The sequence below is a fragment of the Photorhabdus kayaii genome, assembly GCF_025384895.1.
Lineage (GTDB): Bacteria > Pseudomonadota > Gammaproteobacteria > Enterobacterales > Enterobacteriaceae > Photorhabdus > Photorhabdus kayaii.
Genome location: NZ_JAJAFZ010000143.1, coordinates 1 through 2913, shown reverse-complemented (window position 1 = coordinate 2913; position 2913 = coordinate 1). Strand labels below are relative to the sequence as shown.

General features: G+C 42.3%; 4 protein-coding genes. All 4 read right to left on the bottom strand.

Annotated elements, in window-relative coordinates; all coding sequences use genetic code 11:
- Positions 1-204 precede the first annotated feature (204 nt).
- Entirely contained in the window at positions 205-678 is a 474-nt protein-coding gene (locus tag LGZ98_RS23265) for an Imm42 family immunity protein (protein ID WP_113044356.1), read from the bottom strand.
- Positions 675-1058 (bottom strand): hypothetical protein, encoded by a 384-nt coding sequence (locus LGZ98_RS23260; protein ID WP_191214988.1) that lies wholly within the window; start codon positions 1056-1058, stop codon positions 675-677. The genes LGZ98_RS23265 and LGZ98_RS23260 overlap by 4 nt, the downstream gene beginning before the upstream one ends.
- 438 nt (positions 1059-1496) lie before the next feature.
- A complete protein-coding gene (locus LGZ98_RS23255) occupies positions 1497-1835 on the bottom strand; it encodes a DUF6572 domain-containing protein (protein ID WP_113044355.1) in 339 nt (112 codons plus the stop codon).
- Positions 1836-1848: 13 nt separating this feature from the next.
- Positions 1849-2913 (bottom strand): hypothetical protein (locus tag LGZ98_RS23250; RefSeq protein ID WP_262978677.1); only part of this gene is annotated, 1065 nt, incomplete at its 5' end.

Below are 2913 nucleotides of genomic sequence, written 5' to 3'. Positions count from 1 at the left end.
TGCAGCAATTTCAGGTGTGGCGGCCACAATCTGGGCACCACCGGCTACTGCCATTCCTCCCGCAGAGACAATTAGGTTTCCATCAGCTATACCTTTAGCAATATTAGCCTTGCACGTCGTATCGCAGTCTGGTGTTTTACTTAACCAGAATCCAAGATCCGAGCCGGCTGCTGCGCCAAGGGCATTATTATCCGCAACAACTTTTTATGATTTCAGCTCAGTATTAATAAATGCTCCTGTTTTTTTCATTACTAAATCCTCTGCTAACGGTAGGTCTCTAATTAATTTTTCTATTGTTCCTCTAGGATATCGTTCTTCTTGGAATGTTTTTTCATAATTTGTTGTATAAATAAGACGATCTTCATCGCCATCAAAACCCAACCAAAAAATAAAGCCATAATCTGATAATTCAGAGGATAATGAGATAAAGTTCTCCGGTTCTCCTTCAGAAAAATCTAAATCAGACAATGGGATATTCCCAACATCTCGCAAGTTCTTACGCATTCCGTCTTCAAGGCTCTCTTTTAGTTCAGATATCACCATGTATAGATCCATTGTTACTCCTTTCCCTGGAACTAATGTGTCATTAATTATAAAATTAAACATTCCACTCGGTGAACACAGGACATCAATTTGCTCAATATGGATAGCAATTTGATAAGGATCTCCAATAATCATTTTATTTTCCACCCTTCTTGTTTTTGTAACCTAGACTTCACCTTTCCAGTTAATTCCAATTTATTTTTTGAGTCTCCAGTACTACCAGACCAATGGTAGACACCTGTATTATTTGGTGAAAATCTATGGATATGTCCATTGGAGTCTTTAGCATATCTATGTTTATCAGAATCTATAGATACTGAACCTTCAAAAATGCTCAAAGAGTCTCGTGGTTCAATACCAGCATTCGGTCTGAACCCTTGAGTTCCAGGTGTATGCTTAGAGTTAGATTCAATTTTTAGTCCATTACCTGCAACTGTTGTTTCGGGAATAGGTAATCTGTTATCCCGTCCTTCGGCCAAATAAGCTAAATTATCTTTCGTAACAACGCATTCCATTGCGAAGTTGATTACCGAACGCCGATTTTCCTAATGCCCTCAGTCAGTTACCACCCGTTTTTTCCGATGTGCGTTCACCGCCGAACCCAAAACCCCCTGACGCGCTTTTCGCCCCCGAAGGCCGGTTTTTCCCACCGGGCACTTGTTAGTGTCGCGTCTTTTTCAGCAACGGGTGAATGGTACCCCTGCGATGTTCTGATACACGGTGGCTTCGGGTTTTGCATGACCACACCCGGTCTTTGTTGCCATTACCCTGCAACAGCTGCAACTGGGGACACTGAGTACGAATACTCAACGGCTCTCCGTTGGTCTTGCGGTACAGGTAGCGCTCCCGTATCGGCCTCCTGATATCAGAGGTATAAAAGGACTGAAATTAGCGCAATGAGCAAGCCCTCTGCGCCAATCTGATCATTGAGATCAAATAATTAATACATCTATTTAAGCAATATCACCTTCTTCATATCGTAACTGAATATTAACAGGTGCAAGAATTTCTCCAACCTTTTCCAAAAAATCGGCACATTCATGTGGGATATGATACTTAAAATAAACTTCTATTAGCGTTTCACTTTTTCCACAGGAAGCAGGAAAGCTTTCGTATATCTCCCCGCTTTCAATAAAACGAATATAACTATTTATTTTTTCTTGTAGTTTCAGTAAATGTTCTTCTATCGAACCACTCCACGGTAAATGATCAGTTAGTCCTAGAACAACTAAGTTTTCATTGTTATTAGGTATACCTATCATATCTATTTTGTTCACGTCTTCTATAGACATATTAACTCCTTACTCAATCTTTAGAAGTAGGTCTGATGATGTCAACCTTGGTTGGCGGTATTTTGCTCCCTCCTTCAAAACCCGGTTTTCCTTTTCCAACGACAGTACCCCCCTTGGTTTCAAGTTCAGGAAAACCTTTCTTTTGATTTGTTGTTAATGGAGCAGTTGATGAGCTTTTACATTCAACACAGATAATGTTTCCTTCTTTATCTTTGCCTATCATGTCAACCCTTATTTTTGTATTACTCTCTGTTTTGACAGTAATTTCCTGTGCTGATTCAACTTTATCAACTTTGAATTTATCGTAAGTAGATTGTTCAAATTCTTTACCTTTCTCGTAATTCTGTTGTGCTTGTGAGCCAGAATTAGGTGATTGAACTCTTGTCTTCACGCCATTTTCAAACGTATAGTACCCACCATTGTGACTATAAATAGTGTTTCCTGATGCGTCTACTTTTCCAGTGTTATTATAAACACCATCTTTTGGCCCAGTAACTGAATTTCCTTTTGGGGTATAACCAGTAGGTAATGTTGCGCCTTTTCCGACTACATTTATAGAAGTTCTATTAGTTTTTGCCCCAATAGCCCCGACCGCAGTCTCCAGCAACATCAGGTTCCGCTGCTCTTCCTTCACGTACTGCGCCGCATCCGCTTTGGACAAGCCCGATTTTTCCAGCTCTTTTTGACGCAGTTCCGTGTTAAAGAACCCGGAGAGGGGTCCGCTGCCGCCATTTAACCAGCTGCTCTGCTCTGAACGACCTATCTTGTCATTGGCACGGTATCCCGATACCGCCAGTTCTTTACCCAACTCATGGTTGATGAATGCCAGTTCTTCACGACTCAACTCACCATTCAACGCCATCTGTTTCAGGCTGTTGATGGTTGCATCACTGGCCTGTCGATATTCCGTCCAGACCCCTTTACGGCAGCTGTCATCCTGACACGATGCCAGTTTACCGCGCATGTCCTCCACTGACGGCAAGCCTTTATCCAGAATGCGCTGGCTCAGCTCCTTAGCCTTGCCGCACGCTTCCGGTGACAGCGTGCGGCAATCACCCAGATTTCGCGAGGCCAGCGC